At 67.4% G+C, this 20,785-nt stretch carries 20 protein-coding genes and 1 pseudogene; 13 read left to right on the top strand and 8 right to left on the bottom strand.

The genetic code is table 11. The annotated features are described in order from the left end of the window. Positions 1–26 precede the first annotated feature (26 nt). From ACWPN8_RS26655 to ACWPN8_RS26630, 6 genes are all read right to left on the bottom strand, one after another. Positions 27–944, bottom strand: a complete 918-nt coding sequence (locus ACWPN8_RS26655; RefSeq protein ID WP_492242947.1) for an NAD(P)-dependent oxidoreductase — start codon at positions 942–944, stop codon at positions 27–29. 59 nt (positions 945–1,003) lie between these two features. Next, positions 1,004–2,911 (bottom strand): TRAP transporter large permease, encoded by a 1,908-nt coding sequence (locus ACWPN8_RS26650; protein ID WP_492242946.1) that lies wholly within the window; start codon positions 2,909–2,911, stop codon positions 1,004–1,006. Positions 2,912–3,074: 163 nt separating this feature from the next. Beyond that, entirely contained in the window at positions 3,075–4,115 is a 1,041-nt protein-coding gene (locus ACWPN8_RS26645) for a TRAP transporter substrate-binding protein (protein WP_492242945.1), read from the bottom strand. Positions 4,116–4,239: 124 nt separating this feature from the next. Continuing rightward, complete coding sequence (locus tag ACWPN8_RS26640; protein ID WP_492242944.1) at positions 4,240–5,256, bottom strand: transketolase family protein; 1,017 nt, start codon at positions 5,254–5,256, stop codon at positions 4,240–4,242. Continuing rightward, positions 5,253–6,110, bottom strand: coding sequence for a transketolase (locus tag ACWPN8_RS26635; protein WP_492242943.1), 858 nt, complete (start codon positions 6,108–6,110; stop codon positions 5,253–5,255). The genes ACWPN8_RS26640 and ACWPN8_RS26635 overlap by 4 nt, the downstream gene beginning before the upstream one ends. A gap of 25 nt (positions 6,111–6,135) precedes the next feature. Then, positions 6,136–6,885, bottom strand: a complete 750-nt coding sequence (locus ACWPN8_RS26630; protein ID WP_492242942.1) for an SDR family NAD(P)-dependent oxidoreductase — start codon at positions 6,883–6,885, stop codon at positions 6,136–6,138. Between the two features lie 221 nt (positions 6,886–7,106). Here ACWPN8_RS26630 and ACWPN8_RS26625 point away from each other — a divergent pair, with 221 nt between their 5' ends. Beyond that, on the top strand, positions 7,107–8,054 hold the full coding sequence (locus ACWPN8_RS26625) for a LysR substrate-binding domain-containing protein (protein ID WP_109096764.1): 948 nt from the start codon (positions 7,107–7,109) through the stop codon (positions 8,052–8,054). Here the strand turns inward: ACWPN8_RS26625 and ACWPN8_RS26620 are convergent. After that, positions 8,051–9,094, bottom strand: coding sequence for a LacI family DNA-binding transcriptional regulator (locus ACWPN8_RS26620; protein ID WP_492242941.1), 1,044 nt, complete (start codon positions 9,092–9,094; stop codon positions 8,051–8,053). The genes ACWPN8_RS26625 and ACWPN8_RS26620 overlap by 4 nt on opposite strands. 221 nt (positions 9,095–9,315) lie before the next feature. Here ACWPN8_RS26620 and ACWPN8_RS26615 point away from each other — a divergent pair, with 221 nt between their 5' ends. The 5 genes from ACWPN8_RS26615 (at position 9,316) to ACWPN8_RS26595 (ending at position 14,193) form a co-directional block, all read left to right on the top strand. Next, entirely contained in the window at positions 9,316–10,338 is a 1,023-nt protein-coding gene (locus ACWPN8_RS26615) for a TRAP transporter substrate-binding protein (RefSeq protein WP_492242940.1), read from the top strand. 28 nt (positions 10,339–10,366) lie between these two features. Then, the gene (locus ACWPN8_RS26610; RefSeq protein WP_492242939.1) at positions 10,367–11,278 is read left to right on the top strand and encodes a ribokinase; all 912 of its coding nucleotides are present in this window, start codon (positions 10,367–10,369) and stop codon (positions 11,276–11,278) included. 71 nt (positions 11,279–11,349) lie between these two features. After that, a complete protein-coding gene (locus ACWPN8_RS26605; protein ID WP_492242938.1) occupies positions 11,350–12,288 on the top strand; it encodes a dihydrodipicolinate synthase family protein in 939 nt (312 codons plus the stop codon). Between the two features lie 43 nt (positions 12,289–12,331). Further along, entirely contained in the window at positions 12,332–12,877 is a 546-nt protein-coding gene (locus ACWPN8_RS26600) for a TRAP transporter small permease (protein ID WP_492242937.1), read from the top strand. Positions 12,878–12,912: 35 nt separating this feature from the next. Further along, positions 12,913–14,193, top strand: coding sequence for a TRAP transporter large permease subunit (locus ACWPN8_RS26595; protein ID WP_109096759.1), 1,281 nt, complete (start codon positions 12,913–12,915; stop codon positions 14,191–14,193). A gap of 9 nt (positions 14,194–14,202) precedes the next feature. On the opposite strand, the gene ACWPN8_RS26590 is transcribed toward ACWPN8_RS26595, so the two are convergent. After that, positions 14,203–15,006: a FadR/GntR family transcriptional regulator gene (locus ACWPN8_RS26590; RefSeq protein WP_492242936.1), complete on the bottom strand. Its 804-nt coding sequence runs from the start codon at positions 15,004–15,006 to the stop codon at positions 14,203–14,205. Between ACWPN8_RS26590 and ACWPN8_RS26585 the strand changes: the two genes are divergently transcribed. The 7 genes and pseudogenes from ACWPN8_RS26585 to hydA all read left to right on the top strand — a co-directional run bounded on the left by ACWPN8_RS26585 (position 14,974) and on the right by hydA (position 20,777). Then, the gene (locus ACWPN8_RS26585; RefSeq protein ID WP_492242935.1) at positions 14,974–15,915 is read left to right on the top strand and encodes a transporter substrate-binding domain-containing protein; all 942 of its coding nucleotides are present in this window, start codon (positions 14,974–14,976) and stop codon (positions 15,913–15,915) included. The two genes, ACWPN8_RS26590 and ACWPN8_RS26585, sit on opposite strands and share 33 nt — an antisense overlap. Before the next feature lie 104 nt (positions 15,916–16,019). Continuing rightward, the gene (locus ACWPN8_RS26580; protein ID WP_109096756.1) at positions 16,020–16,691 is read left to right on the top strand and encodes an amino acid ABC transporter permease; all 672 of its coding nucleotides are present in this window, start codon (positions 16,020–16,022) and stop codon (positions 16,689–16,691) included. Positions 16,692–16,707: 16 nt separating this feature from the next. After that, positions 16,708–17,487, top strand: a complete 780-nt coding sequence (locus ACWPN8_RS26575) for an amino acid ABC transporter ATP-binding protein (protein WP_109452509.1) — start codon at positions 16,708–16,710, stop codon at positions 17,485–17,487. Next, complete coding sequence (locus ACWPN8_RS26570) at positions 17,484–18,011, top strand: ureidoglycolate lyase (RefSeq protein WP_492242934.1); 528 nt, start codon at positions 17,484–17,486, stop codon at positions 18,009–18,011. The genes ACWPN8_RS26575 and ACWPN8_RS26570 overlap by 4 nt, the downstream gene beginning before the upstream one ends. 98 nt (positions 18,012–18,109) lie before the next feature. Further along, positions 18,110–18,271 (top strand): annotated as a pseudogene (locus tag ACWPN8_RS26565) (cysteine desulfurase-like protein); the annotation flags it as partial. Between the two features lie 82 nt (positions 18,272–18,353). Continuing rightward, complete coding sequence (locus ACWPN8_RS26560) at positions 18,354–19,307, top strand: aminotransferase class V-fold PLP-dependent enzyme (RefSeq protein ID WP_492243190.1); 954 nt, start codon at positions 18,354–18,356, stop codon at positions 19,305–19,307. Between the two features lie 33 nt (positions 19,308–19,340). Continuing rightward, positions 19,341–20,777, top strand: coding sequence for a dihydropyrimidinase (gene hydA / locus ACWPN8_RS26555; protein WP_492242933.1), 1,437 nt, complete (start codon positions 19,341–19,343; stop codon positions 20,775–20,777). Positions 20,778–20,785 lie beyond the last annotated feature (8 nt).

Below are 20,785 nucleotides of genomic sequence, written 5' to 3'. Positions count from 1 at the left end.
CAGGATCGCATTCCTTTCCGCCGGGATCAACCGGTCTGGCCGGGATTTCCAACCGGTCCCGCAGCCTGGCCTGTTCCATTGAGCGCGTGATAGCTGCGGATCACCTGGCTGTCGTCCATCGCCCCCTCTCCGCGGCCGGAGGTGGCGAGGAACATCTGGTGGGCGACGGCAGCCAGCGGCAAGGCCGCCTTGGTGTCGCGGCCGGCCTCCAGCACGATGCCGAGATCCTTGACGAAGATGTCGACGGCGCTGGTAATGCCGGGATCGGCCTGAAGCATGCGCGGGCCGCGGTCCTTCAGCATCCAGCTGGACGCCGCGGAGCCGCCCATGATCTCCAGCAGGATGTCGAGATCGACGCCGACCTTGGCGGCGAGCGCGAAGGCTTCGGCGACCACGGCGATGTGGACGCCGCACAGCAGCTGGTTGACGGTCTTCACCGTGGCGCCCTGGCCCGGCCGCTCGCCGACATGGAAGACCTTGTCCCCCATCGCCGCCAGCACCGGGCGCAGCCGCTCCACCACCGCGGCCGGTGCCGCCGCCATGATCGACAGGGTGCCGGCGACCGCGCCCACCACGCCGCCGGACACCGGCGCGTCGACGAAGCGGCGTCCCGCCGCCTCCACCCGCGCCGCCAGGGCAGCGACCGCTCCCGGCGGGCAGGTCGCCATCAGGACCACCGCCGATCCGTCCGGCAAGGCCTCCAGCGCGCCGTCGGCGAACAGCGCCTGCTCGGCCTGGGCGGCATTCACCACCATCAGCACCAGCGCATCGGCACCGGCCGCTGCCGCCGCGGCGCTGGCCGCCGGCCGGGCGCCGCGCGACGCCAGGGCGGCGACACTGTCGGCGCGGACATCGAAGCCCTGCACGGCGAAGCCCTTGGCCAGCAAATTGTTCGCCATGGGCATTCCCATGGATCCGAGGCCGATGAATCCGACGGTCGTCATTGTCCGGTTTCCTTGGATACGGAGACTGTGAAGGAGGGAGAGGCCGGTGCCGGAGCGGGTCAGCCGAGGAAGCCGATCGACACCCAGGGGAACGCCGCGACGACGATCAGCCCGACCGCCAGCGCCGCCAGATATCCCAGGATGGGCTTCATGCCTTCGTCCGGGCTGATGCGGCTGATGGCGCAGGCGGCGTAGTAGCCGACGCCGAAGGGCGGGGCGAACAGGCCGATGCCCATCGCCAGGATGACGATCATCGCATAGTGGACCTCGTGCACACCGATCTGGCGGGCGATGGGGAACAGCAGCGGTCCGAACAGCACGATGGCGGGGATGCCTTCCAGCACGCTGCCCAGGATGATGAAGGCGACGATGGACACCGCGATGAACACCGGCACGCCGCCGGGCAGCTCGCGCATCGCCGTCGCCAGGGTGTTGGAGAAGCCGGACTGGGTCAGCGCCCAAGCCATGCCGGTGGCGGCACCGATGATCAGCAGGATGGCGCCGGACAGGGCCGCGGTATCGACCAGCATCGGATAGATGCGGCGCCAGTCGAACTGGCGGTAGACCAGCAGCCCGGCGATCACGGCATAGACGATGCCGATGGTCGACACCTCGGTCGCCGTCGCCACGCCTTCGATCACCGCGGCGCGGATGATGAAGGGCAGGGCGATGGCGGGCAGGGCGATCAGGAACGCCTTGCCGATCTCGCCCCGGCTGGCGCGGCGGACATGGGACAAATCCTCGTCGCGGTAGCGCCACCAGACCAGGGCGGCGAGCGCCACGCCGAGAACGATGCCGGGCAGCAGTCCGCCGGTGAACAGGGCGGCGATGGACACGCCGGTGACGGAGCCGATGGTGATCAGGACCAGCGACGGCGGAATGGTCTCGGTCTGGGCGCCGGTGGCGGACAGCAGGGCGACCAGATCGCCGGGCTTGGCGCCGCGCGCCTTCATCTCGGGGAACAGCACCGGCGCCACCGCCGCCATGTCCGCCGCCTTGGAGCCTGAGATTCCGGACACGAGATACATGGCACCGATCAGCACATAGGACAGGCCGCCGCGCACATGGCCGAGCAGGCTGGCGAGGAAGCCAACCATGGCGCGGGCCATCCCCGTCATCTCGATCAACTGGCCGAGGAAGACGAACAGCGGAACCGACAGCAGGATCAGGTGGCTCATCCCCTCGTCCATGCGGCCGACCATGACGATGGCCGGGGTCGAGGTGGCGAGCGACAGGTAGCCGAAGGTGGCGAGCCCGAAAGAGAAGGCGATGGGCAGACCGAGGAACACCATCACGCCGACGCCGACGACGAAGAAGAGCAGCAGGTTGAGGTTGCCGAGCCCGGCGAAGACCGGACCGGCCAGCACCGCCGCACCGATGGTCGCGGCCACCGCCAGCGCCGCCCACAGCACGTCGGCGGCGCGGCCGACACGGGCCAGCCGCAGCAGGGCGACCGAGATCATCAGGACGATGCCGACCGGCAGCGCCGATGCGCGCCAGGAATTGGCGATGTCGAGCGCCGGGGTGGTGACCCATACCTCTTCCGAGGCGAATTCATAGGCGGGTTCGGCCATCAGCAGCAGGAAGGCCAGCGCCGCCGTCATGGCGAGCACGTCGAGGAAGGCCTGGGCACGCGGTCCCAGCATGCCGACCAGCGCCGTCATCCGCATATGCTCGCCCCGGCGCAACGCGACGACCGAGCCGAACATGGCGAGCCAGAGGAACAGGATGGAGGCCAACTCGTCCGACCAGATGATCGGGCTGTGGAGGAGATAGCGCCAGATGACGCCGACCAGCAGCACGCCGACCTCGGCGAGCACCAGCAGCGCCGCCGGAAGTTCGACGAGGAAGCCGATGCCCCGGTCGAGCTGACCCAGCCAGCGGGCCTGGATGCCGGACCGCTGCCCGGAACCGTGAGCGCCGGAATCGTGAGCGGCCGTGGCCGCCGCATTGATGGGAGTGTTCATGAGGCCAGCCCTTCGGAAGGACGATCGGTGGACGGGACGGCCGACCTGGACCCGCCGCCCCTGGGGCCGGTGCCATTGGGACCGGGTCGAGGGCGGGGGTGCGGATCGGCCGGGTCGCAATCGACGGCAGTCTCAATGGACGCCAGTCTCAGCCCGGACGGTCTCAGCCGAGCTTGCCGGACACCTTCTCCAGCAGTTCCCAGGCGGTGGCGCCGTACTTGTCCTTCCACTCCTGATAGAAGCTGGTCGAGGACAGCGCCTTGCGGAACGGCTCGCGATCGACGGTGTGGAAGGTCAGCCCCTTGGCGGCCAGATCCTTCTGGAGGCTGTCGTTCAGGGCGGCGATGTCGGCGCGCTGGTCGTCGGCGGAGCGGTCCAGTTCGCGGCCGACGATCCCCTGGACATCGGCCGGCAGCTTGGCGAAGGCGCGCTTGTTGCCCAGCACCCAGTAGCCGTCCCAGACATGGCCGGTCAGGCTGCAGGTCTTCTGCACCTCGTACAGGCGGGCGGTGGCGATGATCGCCAGCGGGTTTTCCTGCCCCTCCACCACCACGGTCTGGAGTGCCGAATACAGCTCGTTGAAATTGATCGGGGCGGGAGCGGCGCCGATGGCCTTGAACAGCGAGGTCAGAGCCGGCGCCGGCGGCACCCGCATCTTGAAGCCCTTGATATCGTCGGCGGTCTTGATGACGCGGGTGGAAGAGGTGACGTGGCGGAAGCCGTTGTCCCAGATCTTGCCGAGCGTCATGATCGGGGTTTTGGCGATCTCGGCGCGGATGTGCTTGCCGAGGTCGCCGTCCATTGCCTGCCAGACGGCGCTGTAGTCGTTGAAGGCGAAGCCCATGCTGGTGATGCCGGACACCGGGACGAAGGTGGCGAGGATCAGCGAGCTGAGATTGAAGATCTCGACCCCGCCGTTGCGCACCTGACCCAGCAGGTCGGTGTCGCTGCCCAGCTGGTTGGCCGGGAACAGCTTGATGTCCAGCCGGCCGGAGGTTGCCTCGCGGATGCGGTCGATCGCTTCCTGGGCGCGGATGTTGACGGGATGGGTCGGGTCCTGGCCGGTGGCGTACTTGAACTGGAATTCGGCGGCGTCCGCCGGGTATTTCAGGATGGTGACCAGCGGCATGGCGCCGGCGGCTGCCAGAACGGCGCGGCGGCTGGGACGGAAGGAGGTGGCGCGGAAGGTCGGCATCTTGAGCATGGTTTCCTCTCCGGAATTCTATGGTTCGGCTTCTTTGGGGTTTGGCCTTTTTGGGCGGCAAGCGGGTGGCGGCAGGGGCCGGTTGCAGGGGCGGGGAAGCAAACTCCCCGCGTCCCGGAGGCCCTTACAGCCAGCCCTTGATGCTGGCCGCCATCGCATCGGTGGAGATGCCGTAGAGGTCGTGCAGGGTCGGCAGGGCGCCGGCCTTCAGGAACTCGTCGGGCAGGCCGATCTGGCGGAAGACCGGGGCGACGCCGGCGCGCAGCAGGGTGCCGGCCACCGCCTCGCCCAGCCCGCCGATGACCGTGTGATTCTCCGCCACCACCACCATGCGGCCGGTGCGTGCCGCCTCGCGCAGGATGGTTTCGGTGTCGAGCGGCTTGATGGTGGGGACGTGCAGCACCCCGATGCCGACCTTGTCGGCCTCCAGCCGCTGCGCCACCTCCAGCGCCCGCATCGTCATGATGCCGGACGAGATGACCAGCACGTCCGCGCCGTCGCGCAGCAGCTTGGCCTTGCCGAGTTCGAATTTGTAGTCGTACTCGTCCAGCACCAGCGGGACGTTGCCGCGCAGCAGGCGCATATAGACAGGGCCGTTGTGCGCGGCCATCGCGGGCACCACCTGCTCGATCTCGTGCGCATCGCAGGGGTCGATCACCACCATGTTCGGCATGGCGCGGAACAGCGCCAGATCCTCGGCCGCCTGATGGCTGGGGCCATAGCCGGAGGTCAGGCCAGGCAGGGCGCAGGCGATCTTGACGTTGCGGTTCTCCTCCGCAATCGTCTGGTGAACGAAGTCGTAGGCGCGGCGCGAGGCGAAGACGGCGTAGGTGGTGACGAAGGGCATCATGCCCTCGTGCGCCATGCCCGACGCCGCCCCCATCAGCAGCTGTTCGGCCATCCCCATCTGATAGAAGCGGTCCGGGAAGGCCTGGGCGAAGATGTGCAGGTCGGTGTATTTGGCGAGGTCGGCGGTCATGCCGACGATCTCCGGCCGCTGCTTCGCCAGCTCGACCAGCGCATGGCCGAAGGGGGCCGGCTTCGTCCGCTGCCCCTCCGCCGCGATGGAGGCGATCATGGCGGAGGTCTTCAGGCGCGGCTTGGAGGCAGTGTCGGTGCCAGTGGCGGTTGCGGTGCTCATGCGGTCCTCCCGGCGTCGAGCGCGTCCAGCGCCAGCTGCCATTCGTGCGCGTCGACGCGGATGAAGTGGTTCTTTTCGCGGGCTTCGAGGAAGGGCACGCCCTTGCCCATCTTGGTGTCGCAGACGATCATCCGCGGCTTGGGCTCCGGGTGGGTCTTGGCGGCGTCGAAGGCGGCGACCACCGCGTCCATGTCGTTGCCGTCGACCCGCTGGACGAACCAGCCGAAGGCCTCCAGCTTGTCCACCAGCGGCTCGAACGCCATCACCTGGGTCGACGGGCCGTCGGCCTGCTGGTTGTTGACGTCGACGATGGCGATCACATTGTCGAGCTTGTAATGGGCGGCCGACATGATGGCTTCCCAGACGGAGCCCTCGTCCAGTTCGCCGTCGGAGAACAGGGTGTAGACACGGGCATCGGAGTTCTTGCGCTTCAGCCCCAGCCCGATGCCGACCGCGATGCCGAGGCCGAGGCCGAGCGAACCGCCCGACATCTCCATGCCCGGCGTGTAGGCGGCCATACCCGACATCGGCAGGCGGCTGTCGTCGCTGCCGTAGGTCTCCAGCTCTTCGGCCGGGACGATGCCGGCCTCGATCAGGGCGGCGTAGAGCGCAATGGCATAATGGCCGTTGGACAGCAGGAAGCGGTCGCGCCCCTCCCAGTGCGGATCCTCGGGCCGGTAGGTCATGGCGTGGAAGTAGGAGACCGCCAGCACGTCGGCGATGTCCAGCGCCTGCCCGATATAGCCCTGGCCCTGCACCTCGCCCATCAGCAGGGCGTTGCGGCGGATGCGGTAGGCGCGTTCGGCCAGCGGCACATTGTGCCCCAGCGGAGTGGTGTCGAGTGCGGTGTCCACGGGAGGTGTCTCCAGCATTTCGGGATCAGTGGATCAGCATGCCGCCGTTGACGTCGAGCGTAGCCCCGGTGACGTAGGAGGACAGCTCGGACGCCAGGAACAGGCAGGAGCGGGCCACATCGTCGGCGTCGCCCAAGCGGTTCAGCGGAATGCCCTTGAGGATTTCCGTCCGCAGCTCCGGGGTCAGCTTGTCGCCGGTGATGTCGGTCTGGATCAGGCCGGGCGTGACCGAGTTGACGCGGACATTGTCCGGCCCCAGTTCGCGCGCCATCGCCTTTGCCAGACCCAGCACGCCGGCCTTTGCCGCGCTGTAATGCGGACCGCCGAAGATTCCGCCGCCGCGCTGCGCCGAAACCGACGAGATGCAGACGATGGAGCCGGACTTGCGCTCCCGCATGTGGGGGACGACCGCCTGGCTCATGTACAGCGTGCCGCGCAGGCTGACGTCGGTCACCGCCTCGTAATTCTTCGGGCCGATGTCCATGAACTTCAGCGGCTGGGTGATGCCGGCATTGTTGACCAGCACGTCGATGCGGCCGAACTCCTCCACCACGCGGTTGGCGACGGCAAAGCAGGCGTCGCGGTCGGTCACGTCGCAGGCGAAGCCGCGGTGCGCCTCGCCCAGTTCGGCGGAGGCTTCGGCGGCCTGGGCACCGTCGAGGTCCAGGATGATCGCGCGTCCGCCGTGCAGCGCGAAGAGCTTGGCGGTCGCCCGGCCGATGCCGCGGCGCGACGCCGCCCCGGTGATCACGCAGACCTTGTTGGACAGCAGCATGGTCGCTTCCTCTTCTCGAAGCAGGCTCCGCCGTGGCGGCCATGCGGGGGCCGCGACGGAGCATCGGATTTGTAGGGAGTTTGGTCGGGCTATCGGGATGTTTAGCGTGGTCCGCCGATGGTTTGTTGGGCAGACCGTTGAGGAAATACTATGTTCTTGAGATGAGCCTGACAAACGAATAAGATCGCAGTCACATGAATTGAATTCACTGAAATGCTGCGATGCGGAAGCGGGTCTCAATCAAGGCGTTGCAAGCGTTCGAGGCTGCCGCGAGGCTGCAATCCTTTGCAACCGCAGCGCAGGATCTCGGCCTGACGCCGTCGGCGATCAGCCATCAGGTGAAGATTCTGGAGGAACAGCTGGGCTTTCCGCTGTTCCACCGGGTGCATCGGTCGGTGACGCTGACCGATGCGGGGCGGGCCTATGCCGCGGAAATCATCGCCGCCTTCGCCCGCATCGACACCGCCACGCGCAACGCCACCACCGCAGGCGTCGGCACCACCATCCTGACCGTGCGCTCGATGCCGAGCTTTGCCACGCAATGGCTGATGCCGCGGCTGAACCGCGTGAAGGAGCTTCACCCGGCCATCGACATCCGGTTGCAGGCCTCGGTCTCACCCATCGACCTGACGACGGGGGCGGTGGACATCGACATCCGCTACAAACCCGGTCCGCCGCCGTCCGGCTGCGTGATGGCCCAGTTCCCGGAGGACACCATCGTGCCGATGTGCGCTCCGGAACTGGCCAATGGCCTGAACCCGATCCGCCGGCCGCAGGATCTGAGCCGCCATATCCTGATCCATTCGGAAATCAACATTGTCGGCTGGCGCGACTGGGCCCGCCGGCATCGCGGCGTGCAGCTGGACATGGAGCGCGGTCTGCGCTTCGACCGGTCCTTCATGGCGATCAACGCCGCGGTGAACGGGATGGGGGTTTGCCTGGACAGCCTGCTGCTCGCCCGGCGGGAACTGGAGTCGGGCAGGCTGGTGATCCCGTTCCCGCCCCGGCCGCTCAAGGCGCAGGGGCATGGCTTCGTAACCTTGAAGTCGTCCTTCGACCTGCCGAAGGTCCGGCTCTTCCGCGACTGGCTGTTCGACGAGTTGGAAGCCTGCCGCCAGTGGGAGGAGCGCCACCTCGCGTCCCTGCAAGGAGGAGCGGCGCCGCGTTAAGTGTGCGGAGCCGCCGTCGTTCCCCGGCGGATCAGGGTCGGCACCAGCGGCGGCAGCGCGGCCGGCCGGCTCCCCTCCAGGCAGGCGAGCAGATAGTCGGCGGCGCGCCGGCCGATCTCGTGATTGTCGACGTGCATGGTGGTCAGCGGCGGATCGAGCTGGCGGCTGATGGCGATGTCGTCGAAGCCGGTGATGCTAAGGCCTTGCGGCACCGTCAGCCCCATCGCCCGCGCCTCCAGCAGGGCGCCGAGGGCGAGGTAGTCGTTGCCGCAGATCACCGCGGTCGGCGGCGGATCGGTCGCCAGCATGGCGCGCACGCTCTGCCGGCCGAAATCGATGCTCCATTCCCCTTCGCACAGATGCTGCGGGCGGATGCCGAGGCCGCGTTCGGCCAAAGCCGCGCGCACCCCGTCCAGGCGTGCGGCGACGCGGTCGTTGCCGGCCGTCGGCTGGATGATCACCCCGATGGTTTCGTGGCCGAGGTCGAGCAGGTGGCTGGCGATGCTGTGGAATGCCTGCCGGTTGTCGAAGCCGATGCAGGGATGTGGACTGTCAGGCCGGTGGCTGTAGGTGACGACATAGGGAATGTGCCGGGCCTGGATGCCGGCGAACAGATCGGGCCGGTGGGCCTCGCCGACGATGGCAAGCGCCTCCACCCCACGGGCCAGCATCGCCTGCACGTCGTGAACCGCCTGATCCTGGTCGTAGTTGAAGCAGCTCAACAGCAGAGTGATGCCGCGCTCGGCGAAGGCCTTCTGCATCGCCCCGACCTGGGCGGCGAACACCTCGTTGTCGAGGGTGGGGATCACCGCCCCGACGATGGAGGTGCGGCGGCGGGCCAGCGCGCTGCCGGCGGCATGCGGCATCCAGCCCATCGCCTTGGCGGTCGCCAGCACGCGTTCGCGGATCGCCGGGGCGACCTTTTCCGGATTGTTGAAGACGCGCGATACGGTGGCGATCGACACGTCCGCCGCCGCGGCAACATCCACGGCACGGGGAGCGCGGGGCGCAGGTCCGGTCTTCGGATCGCGCTCTGACATCGCCGGCATCTCCATAAGGTTGTGCGGAACCGTTTCATTGAAAGCGGTTACACATCCTCATTGTTACGTCAAGTTTGTTGTTGCATCAGTCCGTGATGCGATCTATGTAAGCGCTTACATCAATGGTGCCGGCCCTGTGACGCTCTCACGTTTTCCGGCCCGTTTTCCCATGGCAACCCGCGAAGGCCCGCCGACGAACGGGCCACATCAGGAGGAATGGTATGCGCTACGGTCTTCAGTCGGTTCTGGCGAGCGCCGTCACGGCAGGCATGCTGCTGTTCAGCGGCATGGGCAACGCGGCCGAGATCGGCGCGCACACCATGAAGCTGGCGAGCGCCGGTGCCGACGGCTCGCCGCTGGCCCTGGGCATGGCGAAGTTCGCCGAGATCGTGAAGGAAAAGAGCGGCGGCAAGATCAAGGTCCAGCTCTTCACCAACGGCGTGCTGGGCGGCGACGTGCAGATGATCTCCGCGCTGCAGGGCGGCATCGTCGAGATGACGGTGCTGAATGCCGGGCTGCTGTCCAGCCTGGACGACAATTTCGTCATGGTCGACCTGCCGTTCCAGTTCGACTCGCCGAAGGTGGCCGATGCCGTGATGGACGGCCCGGTGGGCAAGACGCTGTTGGACAAGCTGTCGGCCAAGGGGCTGGTCGGTCTCGGCTATTGGGAACTGGGATTCCGTCAGCTGACCAACAGCCGCCGTCCGATCGCCACGGTGGAGGACATCGCCGGCCTGAAGATCCGCGTCGTGCAGTCGCCGATCTACATCGACCTGTTCAACACGCTGGGCGCCAACGCCGTGCCGCTGCCCTTCCCGGAAGTCTACACCGCGCTTGAGAGCAAGACGGTGGACGGCCAGGAGAACCCGGCCCCCAGCATCCTGACCGCCAAGCTGAACGAGGTGCAGAAGTACCTGACGCTCAGCAACCACATGTACAACCCGCAGGCCGTGCTGGTCGGCGCCAAGTTCTGGGCCAAGCTGAACGAGGACGAGCGCAAGCTGATCCAAGACGCCACGCTGGAGGCCCGCGACTACGAGCGCCGCGTCTCGCGCGAGCAGGCGAGCAAGGCCGTGGACGAGCTGAAGGCGAAGGGCATGACCGTCACCGAACTGGCTCCGGCGGAGGTCGAGAAGTTCCGCGCCAAGATCCGCCCGGTGGTCGAGAAGTTCTCGCAGAAGGTTGATCCCGCCCTGATGGCGCAGGCCCAGGCCGAGATCGCCAAGGCGCGCGCCGCCCAGTGACGGTGCGGTAAGGCAGCGGAGCAGAGCCATGATCGTCGTCTTCGGATCCATCAACCTCGACATGATCTTCGCCATGGAGGATCTGCCCCTTGCCGGGCAGACCCTGCTGGCGCGGTCGCTGGACTTGCATCCCGGCGGCAAGGGGGCCAACCAGGCCGTCGCCGCCGCCCGCGATGGCGCCAGGGTGACGATGGTCGGGGCCGTCGGCGGCGACGGACTGAAGGAAACCGCGCTGGGCGGGCTGCGCGGCGCCGGTGTCGATCTGTCCCGCGTTGCGGTGACAGACCGGGCGACCGGCACCGCCGCCGTCTGCACCGATGCGGCGGGCCGCAACCAGATCGTCGTTGCCGGCGGGGCCAACCTGCAGGCGCGCGCCGATCAGGTCGAGGACGCGCTTCTGTCGTCCGGCACGACTTTGATCGTGCAGATGGAGTCCGATCCCGGCGAGACCGCGGCGCTGATCCTGCGCGCCCGCCGGCTGGGCGCACGGGTGATCCTGAACCTCGCACCGGCCGCCCCGCTGCCGCTGCCGGTGCTGAAGTCCGTCGACATCCTTGTGGTGAACGAGGATGAGGCGGAATGGCTGGCCGGCGATCTCGGATGTGCCGGCGACGCGGCGTCGCTCCGCTCCTTGTTGGGCGGCACGGTGATCCGCACGCTGGGCGGCGACGGTGTCGAATGGTCGTCTGTCGACGGCAGCGCGGTGGACGGCAGCGGCCGTCAGCCGGCTCCCACCGTCGCCGTGCGCGACACCACCGGAGCCGGCGATTGCTTCGTCGGGGTGCTGGCGGCCGAACTGGACCGCGGCCGGCCGCTCGCCGCGGCGATCCGCCGTGCCGCCTGCGCCGCTTCGCTGTCCTGCACGCGGGCCGGCGGTCAGGCCAGCCTGCCGGCGGCGCCGGAAACCGACGCGGCTCTCGGCGGGCTGGCGGTCGCCTGACCGGCCCCCGAGCTTCGGTTCCGCGCTCCATTTCCTTGCTTTCGCATTCCCTCCCGATTGGAAGTCTTCCCATGGCGCAGCGCATTGACGGCATCATTCCGGTGATGCTGACCCCCTTCACCGATGCCGGCGAGATCGATTATCCGGGGCTGGCCCGCCTGATCGAGTGGTATCTGGCCAACGGCGCCGACGCCCTGTTCGCCGTCTGCCAGTCCAGCGAGATGCAATTCCTGTCGCTGGCCGAGCGGGTGGAACTGGCGAAATTCGTCGTCGCCGCCGTCGCCGGCCGGGTGCCGGTGGTGGTGTCGGGCCACATCAGCGACGACCTCGACACCCAGGTCGAGGAACTGACGGCGATGGCCGCCACCGGCGGCGACGCGCTGGTGCTGGTGACCAACCACCTCGACCCGAAGAACGAGGGAACCGAGGCATTCCGCCGCCACCTGTCCCATCTGCTGGAGCGTCTGCCGAGCGACATGCCGCTGGGGCTGTACGAATGCCCGGCGCCCTACCGCCGGCTGCTGAGTGACGAGGAGCTGCGGCTGTGCATCGACAGCGGCCGCTTCGTCCTGCTGAAGGACGTCAGCTGCGATCTGCCGACGGTCGAGCGCCGGCTGAAGATCGCCGAGGGCTCCGGCCTCGCCATCATCAACGCCAACGCCGCCATCGCCCGTGACGCCATGCGGGCGGGATCGCCGGGCTTCACCGGCGTCTTCACCAACATCCACCCCGACCTCTACCGTTGGATGCGGCTGCATGGCGACCGCCATCCCGAACTGGCGGACGAGCTGGCGACCTTCCTGGTGGTGGCCGCGGTGTCGGAAAGCCTGGGCTATCCGGCCTTCGCCAAGATGTACCACCAGCGCCTCGGCACCTTCGGGTCGATCCGCTGCCGCGTGATCCAGTATGACGTGCGCGAACGCTTCTGGGCGCTCGACGCGGTGCTCGACAAGGTGGTCGCCGGCACCGACGCCTTCCGCGCCAAGATCGCGGCGCTGCCGGCCGAATGACCTGACGGGGTCCTGAACGAAAAGAGCTTTAGGGGAGGAACGGATGGGCCGCTTCATCGACGGGTATGTCTTCGTTCTGAAGGTCGCGATCGTGGCCTGTCTGGCCGGCATGCTGGTGCTGGTCTTCGGCAACGTGGTGCTGCGCTACGGCTTCAACAGCGGCATCACGGTGTCGGAGGAGCTGTCGCGGCTTCTCTTCGTCTGGATGACCTTCATGGGGGCGGTGGTGGCGCTGCACAAGCACGGCCATCTCGGCATGGACACCATGGTCGCCCTGCTGCCCAGGACGGGGAGGCTGCTCTGCTTCTGCCTCAGCCATCTGCTGATGATCTACGCCACCGGGCTGCTGCTCGGCGGCAGTTGGGACCAGACGCTGATCAACCTGCAGGTGACGGCGCCAGCCACCGGCCTGTCGATGGGGTTCTTCTACGGTTCCGGCGTGGTGTTCGGCGTCCTGGCGCTGGTGATCCTGGTCTTCAACCTCCTTCGCGCTCTGACCGGCCGCCTCAAGGACGGCGAGCTGATCACGGTGACGGAGTCCGAGGAAACGGCCGACGCCACGCATGCGCCCACCGGCCGGCCCGCCTGATCCCCAGATAGCCCGAGCGGCAAGGAGTTCCTGCCATGACCGTCACCGTCTTCCTCGGCTCGCTGCTGGGGGCCATGGCCATCGGCACGCCGATCGCCTTCGCGCTGCTGCTGTGCGGCGTGGCGCTGATGTTCCATCTCGACCTGTTCGACGCCCAGATCGTCGCCCAGAACGTCATCAACGGCGCCGACAGCTTCCCGCTGGTCGCCGTGCCCTTCTTCATGCTGGCGGGCGAGGTGATGAATGCCGGCGGCCTGTCGCGGCGCATTGTCGCCGTGGCGATGGCGCTGGTCGGCCATATCCGCGGCGGGCTCGGCTACGTCGCGATTCTCGCCTCCTGCATCCTCGCCAGCCTGTCCGGGTCGGCGGTGGCCGATGCCGCCGCCCTGTCGGCCCTGCTGGTGCCGATGATGGTGCGGGCCGGCCATGACAAGGCGCGCTCCTGCGGGCTGATCGCAGCCGGCGGCATCATCGCGCCGATCATCCCGCCCAGCATCGGCTTCATCCTGTTCGGCGTCGCGGCCAACGTGTCGATCACCAAGCTGTTCCTGGCCGGCATCTTCCCGGGCCTGATGCTGGGTCTGGGTCTGGTCGCCGCCTGGTGGCTGGTGGTCCGCCACGAGGATCTGGCCCCGCCGCCGCGGGCGACGAAGGGGGAGGTCGCGGCGGCGGTGAAGGATGGCTTCTGGGCGCTGATGCTGCCGGGCATCATCATCTTCGGCCTGAAGTTCGGCATCTTCACGCCCACCGAGGCGGCTGTGGTCGCGGCGGTTTATGCGCTGTTCGTCGCCGTGGTGGTCTATCGCGAACTGAAGCCGTCGCAGTTGTTCGACCTGTTCGCCTCGGCGGCCACCACCACCGCGGTGGTGATGTTCCTGGTCGCCGCCGCCATGGTGTCGGCCTGGATGATCACCATCGCCAATCTGCCGGCCCAGGTCGGCGAGATGCTGGAGCCCTTCATGGGCAGCCCGACCTTGCTGATGGCCGCTATCATGGTGCTGGTGGTGATCGTCGGGACGGCGATGGACATGACGCCGACCATCCTGATCCTGACTCCGGTCCTGATGCCGGTGATCAAGCAGGCCGGGATCGACCCCGTCTATTTCGGCGTGCTGTTCATCATCAACAACGCCATCGGCCTGATCACCCCGCCGGTCGGCACCGTGCTGAACGTGGTGGCCGGCGTGGCGAAGCTGAACATGGGCAGCCTGATGCGCGGCGTCTGGCCCTTCCTGCTGGCGCAGCTTCTAGTGCTGACCCTGCTGGTGCTGTTCCCGTCGCTGGTGATGGTGCCGGCCCGCTGGTTCGCGGGCTGAGCCGATCCCCTACAGGGAGCTGCCGGCCACGGGTTCGGCAGCTCTCCCGGCACCCAGCAGGATGCCCAGGCGCCCCGCGGCACCGGTGATGTGGTCGGACATCGCCTGTGCTGCGCGGGCGCTGTCGCGTGTCTGCAAGGCCTTTAAAATCCGCTCGTGCTCCTCCAGGGTTTCCCAGATGCGGTCCTCCTGGGCGAAGGGAAGCGTCTGGATCTCGGTGACCACCGCATCGACCGTCCGGAACAGGTCCAGGACCATGCGGTTGCCGCAGCCTTCGACGATCAGGTGGTGGAACTTGCTGTCCTCCACCCCGGCCTGGGCGAAATCATGCGCCTCGAAGGCGCTGCGCATCCGCACCAGCGTGCTGGCCAGCGTTTCAAGCGTGGCCGCGGGCAGGGCGATGGCGGCAAGCTGGGCGGCGTGGGGCTCCAACGCCAGACGCGCCTCGTAGACTTCACGCGGTGAGTAGAGGTCGGCGAACCGCCAGGCGGCGACCGGGTCCGGCGGCTTGCCGTCGGTGAGAAAGACGCCGCGCCCCACCTCGATCCGGATCATGCCGAGCGTTTCCAGCGCCGACAGCGCCTCGCGCAGCGATGCCCGGCTGATGCTCAGCCTCTCGGCAAGCTCGCGCTGGGGCGGCAGCTGGTCGCCCGGACGCAGCCCCTGTTCGTTGATGATCCGGCGGATTTCTCGACCGCCGCCTGTGGCACCAACAGCCGTCCACGCATCCTGCCGATCCCTGTCTGTCGTTGCTCTTGCCGGGGTGCCCCACGCGACGCCTTGACAATAGCCCAGAAAGGGCGTGCAATCCAACTGGTCAGACCGGTATGGCCTCTCAGACCAAAGAAAACGACAAAACCGGCTTTCAGGGATTCGCGTCAGGCATTCACCCACCCATGCAGGGAGACGCAGGTACAGCCATGCGCAGACAGAATCCTCAAACTCGCTCTCTTCGCCGCGGCCTCCGCCACCGTCTGGGGCGGCTTCGCACCGGCCCGCGCCGCCGACCTCGCCGTCGGCGCCAACATCGGCAACGTCCCGTGGGAGTTCCAGGACGCGACCGGCAAGTTCGTCGGCTTCGAGATCGATGTGGTCAACGAGGCGGCCAAGCGCTTGGGTAAGACCGTGGAGATCGTCAACATCCCCTTCAACGGCCTGTTCTCCGCCGTCCAGTCGGGCCGGATCGCCATGGCGATCTCGTCGATCACCATCACCGACAAGCGGCTGGACTCGGTGTCCTTCGCCCAGCCCTACTATGACAGCGACCAGTCGCTGACCGTGCGGGCGAACACCCCGATCAAGAGCGTCGACGATCTGAAGGGCAAGTCGCTGGGCGTCGATACCGGTTCCACCGGCGACATGTGGGTGAACCAGAACCAGGCCAAATACAGCTTCGGCGATGTCCGCCGCTATGAAGGGCTGCAGCCGGCGATGCTCGACCTCGGGGCCGGGCGCCTGGACGGCTACATCAGCGACATTCCGGCCTTGCTCTACTACACCAAGGACAAGCCGCAGTTCAAAGTGGTCCAGCGCATCCCGACCGGCGAGCGCTATTCCGTGATGTTCGCCAAGGACAGCCCGCTGCTGCCCGCCGTCAACGACCAGATCACCGCGATGAAGAAGGACGGCACCCTGGCCGTCCTGCATGAGAAGTGGTTCGGCGTGAAGCCGGATGCCGATGGCAGCACCGCCAAGGTTCTCGACATCCCGAAGAAGTCCTGAGCGCGGACTGACTTACCGCCATTGGAAACTCCGTCATCGGATGCCATGGCCGGGCACACGGCGCCTGAGTTGCGCGTGCCCGGCCCATGCCTGGACATTCTCTCATGGATTTGATCGACACCTTCTTCAATGGAAGGGTGCTGTGGGATTCGCTGCCGCTCCTGCTGATGGGGTTGGGAACCACGCTGTCGCTGGGGATTCTCAGCATCGTGCTCGGCCTGGTCGGCGGTTTGGTCCTCGCTCTTCTGCGTCTTTACGGCCCGCCTGCACTGAGCGGGCTGTGGGTGCTCTACATCGACCTGTTCCGCGCCATTCCCATCCTGGTGCTTCTGGTCATCGTCTATTACGCCCTGCCGTTCGTCGGCATCCGGCTTTCCCCCTTCGCATCGGCCACCACCGCCCTGTCGCTGGTCAGCGCCGCCTACAGCGCTGAAATCCTGCGGGCCGGCATCCAGGCGATCCCCCGCGGCCAGTTCGAGGCCAGCCAAGCGCTCGGCCTGTCCTATTGGAGCATGATGGGGGACATCGTCCTGCCGCAGGCCGTCCGCATCGTCATTCCGCCGATGACCAGCAACTGCATCAACGTGATGAAGGACACCGCACTCGCCTCCGTCGTCGCGATGCCGGACCTTCTGAAGCAGGCGACGCAGGCCCAGGCGCTGGCGGCGAACCCGACGCCGCTGATCGGCGCCGCCGCGCTCTATGTGCTGCTGCTCCTGCCGATGGTGCGCGCCGTGGGCACGCTGGAAAAACACTTCGCCAAGGAGCGCCGTTGACATGCAGATCAACGATATGCAGGCGGGGAAAGCGGGCAGGGCGGCATCCGCGCGCCCGGCCGCCCGGCCGATCATCGCCATCCGCGACCTGCGCAAGATGTATGGCAGCTTCTGCGCCCTTTCCGGCATCAACCTCGATGTCGCGGAAGGCGAGGTGGTCGTTCTGCTCGGCCCGTCGGGGTCGGGGAAATCGACCCTGATCCGCTGCATCAACCTGCTGGAGACCTACGATTCCGGAACGGTGACGGTGGACGACGTCGCCGTCCGGCCCGGTCCCAATCTGGCTGCCGTCCGCAGCGAGGTCGGGATGGTGTTCCAGAGCTTCAACCTGTTCCCCCACATGACCGTGCTGCGCAATGTCGCGCTGGCGCCGATCCGGGTGCGCAAGCTGGCGCCGAAGGCCGCCGAGGAACGGGCCATGGAGCTGCTGACCCGCGTCGGCATCGCCGAACAGGCCGGCAAGTTCCCCGGCCAGCTGTCGGGCGGCCAGCAGCAGCGCGTCGCCATCGCCCGCGCGCTGGCGATGGAACCCAAAATCCTGTTGTTCGACGAGCCGACCTCGGCACTCGATCCGGAGATGGTCGGCGAGGTGCTGGACGTCATGCAGTCGCTGGCCCGCACCGGCGTCACGATGGTGGTCGTCACCCATGAGATGGGCTTCGCCCGCCGCGTGGCCGACCGCGTCATCTTCATGGAGCGCGGCCAGATCGTCGAGGAGGCGAAGCCGGAAGCCTTCTTCTCCGCACCCAAGGAAGAGCGCGCCCGTGCCTTCCTGCAAGCGGTCCTGAACCATTGAGCGCCGCGAGGATCATCCCGGCGGTGCCGCTGACCGGCGACACCTTCGCCCCGTTCGGCACGGTGCTTTCCGCCGGAATGGGCCGGTCGTCCCTGGTCAATGACGGGCGCGGCATCCGCTATGACGCCGAGCATGGGCTGGGCTTTGCCGGTGAGCCGCTGCCGCCGGTGCTGGCGCTCTACCGCATCACCCCGTCACGGCTGCCCTTCGCCGTGACGGCGATGGAACAGCACCCGCTCAGCAGCCAGACATTCGTTCCGATGACCGGCGGGCGCTTCCTGGTGGTGGCCGCCCTCGCCGACGACGGGGGCGACCCGGATCCGGAGACCGCCCGTGCCTTCGTCGCCGGTCCCGATCAGGCGATTACCTATGCCGGTGGCGTCTGGCACTGTCCGCTTGTGGCTCTCGACGAGACCGCCGACTTCGCCATGATGATGTGGCGCGCCCCCGATCCCGACGCCGACTGCCGCGTCGTCTCCCTGTCCGTGCCGCTGCTGGTCGCCGACCACGCCGCCGCGATCTGACCGAAGGAATTGAACCCGTGTCGAACGTGACGACCTCCCCGCTCGATCTGTCCTTTGTCCGCGCCCAGTTCCCGGCGCTCGCCGGTGACTGGATCTTCATGGACAATGCCGGGGGTTCCCAGACGCTGGCGCGTGTCGCCGACCGCATCCGGGATTATCTGCTGACCAGCAACGTGCAGCTGGGCGCCAGCTACGCCGTGTCGCGGCAGTCCGGCGCGCGGGTCGCCGACGCCCATGCCGACATCGCCGAGCTGATCGGCGCCAAGCGGCCGGACGAGGTGGTCATGGGCGGAAGCACCACGGCCCTGCTCTACACCCTGTCGGCGGCGATGGCCGAACAGAATCCGGCCCGGCGACGAGATCGTCGTCACCAACTCCGATCACGAGGCCAACATCGGCCCCTGGCGCAAGCTGGAGGAGAAGGGCGCCGTGATCCGGACCTGGGCCGTCCGCCCCGACAGCCTGGAACTGGCGCTGGACGATCTCGAACCGCTGCTGAACGGGCGCACGCGGCTCGTCTGCGTCACCCATGCCTCGAACATCCTCGGCACCATCAACCCGGTAGCCGACATCGCCCGGCTGGTGCACCGGCACGGCGCGAAGCTGCTGGTCGACGCTGTCGCCTACGCCCCGCACCGCGCGGTGGATGTCGCCGGCTGGGACGTCGATTACTACGTCTTCAGCTTCTACAAGGTCTATGGACCCCATTTCGCCGTTCTCTACGGCAAGCACGAGCTTTTGGCCGCGCTGCCCAGCCTGAACCATTATTTCATCGACCGCTCGGTGATCCCCTACAAGCTCCAGCCCGGCAACGTGAATTACGAACTCGCCGTCGGCTGCACCGGCATCGTCGATTACCTTGCCGAGCTCGGCGAGCGCTGCGGTGCCGCCGGGCCGCGCCGGGCCAAAATCGTGGCAGCCTTCGACGCCATCGCCGCCCATGAGGAGGCGCTTGCCGAACGGCTGCTCGCCTATCTGCGCGGACGCAACGATGTGAGGGTCATCGGCCATGCCGCCGCCGACCGCTCCCTGCGGGTGCCGACCATCAGCTTCGTGGTGGACGGATACCGGTCGGACGAGGTGGTGGGCGCGGTCGATGCGGCGATGATCGGCATCCGCTTCGGCGATTTCTATGCCAAGCGCCTGATCGAGAACATTGGGGCTGACCGCGGTCAACGGCGTGATCCGTGTGTCGCTGGTCCATTACAACACGCTGGACGAGGTCGACCGCCTCATCGACGCCCTCGGCAATGCCATGCCGCAGCGGCGGTGAGCCTAGGGCCGACCGAAGGATGACCGACCGATCACATCTGGAACAGGATCAGGCACATGGCTGAGTTCGATCTGGTGGTGCGCAACGGCACGGTGGTCACGGCCGCCGATGTCAGCCGCTGCGACATTGGCATCAAGGACGGCCGCATCGTGGCGCTGGCCGAACGGCTCGACACGTCCGGACAGGTCCTCGACGCCTCCGGCAGGCTGGTGATGCCGGGCGGCATCGACAGTCACGTCCACATCGCGCAGGACGGCGACGACGGCACGATCATGGCCGACGATTTCCGCAGCGGCACGCTCTCCGCGGCCTTCGGCGGCAACACGACGGTCATTCCCTTCGCGCTCCAGCCCAAGGGCAAGTCGCTGCGCGCTGCTGTCCAGAACTACCATGCGCGAGCGGAAGGCCAGTGCCTGACCGACTATTCCTTCCACCTCATCATCTCCGACCCCACCGAGCAGGTGTTGGGCCAGGAACTGCCGGCACTGGTGCAGGACGGCTACACCTCGTTCAAGGTCTTCATGACCTATGACGATTTGAAGTTGAACGACCGCGAGCTGCTGGAGGTGTTCGACGTCGCCCGGCGCGAGAAGGCGCTGGTGATGGTCCATGCCGAAGGCTACGACGCCATCAAGTTCCTGACCGAGCGGCTGGAGCGGGCCGGCCGCACCGATCCCTACTACCACGCCGAATCCCGTCCGATCCCGGTGGAGCGCGAGGCGACCCACCGTGCCATCTCCTTCGCCGAGATCGTCGACGTGCCGATCATGATCGTCCACGTCTCGTCCGCCGACGCCATCGAACAGATCCGCTGGGCGCAGAGCCGCGGCCTGAAGGTCTATGCCGAAACCTGCACCCAATATCTGACCCTGACGGCCGAAGACCTGAAGGGGCTGAACATGGAGGGCGCCAAATACGTTTGCAGCCCGCCGCCGCGCGACAAGGAAAGCCAGGACGCCTGCTGGACCGGCCTGCAATCGGGGCTGTTCTCGGTCTTCTCCTCCGACCATTGCCCGTTCCGCTTCGACAGCCCCGCCGGCAAGAAGAAGCAGGGCGAGCGGACGGCCTTCAAATGGGTTCCCAACGGCATCCCCGGCGTCGAGGTGCGGCTGCCGATCCTGTTCTCCGAAGGGGTGGGGAAGGGACGGATTTCCTTGCAGGAGTTCGTCGCCCTGACATCCACCAACCATGCCCGGATGTACGGCCTTGCCCCCCGCAAGGGCAGCATCGCCATCGGGGCGGATGCTGACCTCGTCCTGTGGGATCCCGACCGCAAGGTGACGATCACCCAGGAGCTGATGCATCACGGGGCCGACTACACGCCTTATGAAGGCATGGAGGTGACGGGCTGGCCCGAAACCGTCCTGCTGCGCGGCACCGTCATCATCGACAAGGGCGTCCAGACCGGCAAGTCTGGCGATGGCCGGTTCCTGCACCGGTCGATCTCGCCCTTCGCGGCACCGCGCGGCCGCCGCCCGACGCAGTATGACTGAGCGGAGCG

It is taken from the genome of Azospirillum sp. UENF 112521 (genome assembly GCF_058780665.1).
Note: the sequence above shows the minus strand (reverse complement) of the source record. Positions and strands in the feature narration are given on the sequence as shown.